General features: G+C 51.7%; 2 protein-coding genes. One reads left to right on the top strand and one right to left on the bottom strand.

The features are described from left to right. On the bottom strand, window positions 1–313 hold a 313-nt coding region (locus HMPREF1548_RS30040), incomplete at its 3' end, for a hypothetical protein (RefSeq protein WP_021637448.1). A gap of 289 nt (window positions 314–602) precedes the next feature. Here HMPREF1548_RS30040 and HMPREF1548_RS16315 point away from each other — a divergent pair. Continuing rightward, a partial coding sequence (locus HMPREF1548_RS16315; protein ID WP_035322501.1) for a homocysteine S-methyltransferase family protein occupies window positions 603–1452 on the top strand: 850 nt, incomplete at its 3' end.

Below are 1452 nucleotides of genomic sequence, written 5' to 3'. Positions count from 1 at the left end.
CCGCCTGGGACATATTGTCCCCCGCCTCGTCAGCGAGGTTCTCTATTGCGGAAAACTGCCTGGGCACCTCAATCTCCGCCAGCGTATTGAATTCCGCCGCCAGATCGTCAAGCGCGGTTAGCATATCCTCCATCGCGGTATCAGATTCCGGATCAATATTATTAAGCACATCAAAGGTTTCGTTCGCCTGTTGGGTAAAATTTTCCATTTCCGTATGAAATTTATCCAGCTCCGCATTCTTTCCGCAGCCCGCAAGCAGTGCGGCAGCCAGAAGCGCGGCGGCCAGGAGGCCTGTCTTTCCTGTTTTTATCATCACTATCGTACCTTTCCGGTTATGTTCCTATTCAACTTACCATATTCCGAGCCTGAAATCAAGGGTATGATAAAGGCGGAGAAGGTGAGTTACTGTTCACTCAGTACTGTGCATTTACTGCACAGTACGTAAGAAAGTGATTCAAGAGTGTATAAATCCCATCGCCGCAGGCGATTTTTAATGGATTTATGCAGTTACTGTTCACTCCGTGACCAGTAACGAAGGTGACGCTTTTCTTTTGTTTATTTTCATGTTAGAATGTTACATATTTGTAAATGGAGAAAAAAGGATGACAAAACAGGAATTCAGAGATTTTGTAAAGGAAAAAATGGTTTTTCTGGACGGTGCCACAGGCTCCAACCTTATCACGAGAGGCATGCCCGCCGGGGTCTGTCCGGAAAAATGGATAATGGAAAATGAAGATGTCCTCATTGGCCTGCAGAAGGAATATGTGGAAGCGGGGACTGATATTTTATATGCGCCGACATTTACGGCCAACCGGTGCAAGCTCAGGGAATACGGCATGGAGGAGCAGATACGGCAGGTGAACCATAAACTGGTAGCTGTTTCCAGAAAAGCTGCGTCCGGCAGGGCGCTGGTTGCCGGAGATCTGACCATGACCGGCGAACAGCTGGCCCCCATAGGAAGCATGGAGCTGGAAGAGCTGATTGCAGTTTACAAAGAACAGATAATCCTTCTGGAAGAGGCCGGCGTGGATCTGCTTGTTGTGGAAACTATGATGAGCCTGCAGGAATCCAGAGCCGCCCTTATCGCCGCCAAAGAGACCTGCCCGGATCTTCCGGTCATGGTCACCATGACCTTTGAAGGCGACGGAAGGAGCCTGTACGGTACGGACGCGGCAACCGCCGCTGTGGTGCTGGAAAGCCTGGGAGCCGATGCGATAGGCGCGAACTGTTCTACAGGCCCCGGCCAGATGGCCCGGCTCATACGCAGTATGGCTTCCGTGACCAGGGTTCCCGTGATTGCCAAGCCCAATGCAGGACTCCCTTCCCTGGATGCGGAGGGAAAGACGGTCTACAGTATGCAGGCGGAGGAATTTGCAGGGGAAATGCGGGAGGTATGTGAAGTCGGCGCTTCCATTATCGGCGGCTGTTGCGGAACGACACCCGCGCATATCG

Origin of the sequence: Clostridium sp. KLE 1755 (genome assembly GCF_000466465.2) — a bacterium.
In the GTDB taxonomy this organism is placed as follows: domain Bacteria; phylum Bacillota; class Clostridia; order Lachnospirales; family Lachnospiraceae; genus Eisenbergiella; species Eisenbergiella porci.
Note: the sequence above shows the minus strand (reverse complement) of the source record. Positions and strands in the feature narration are given on the sequence as shown.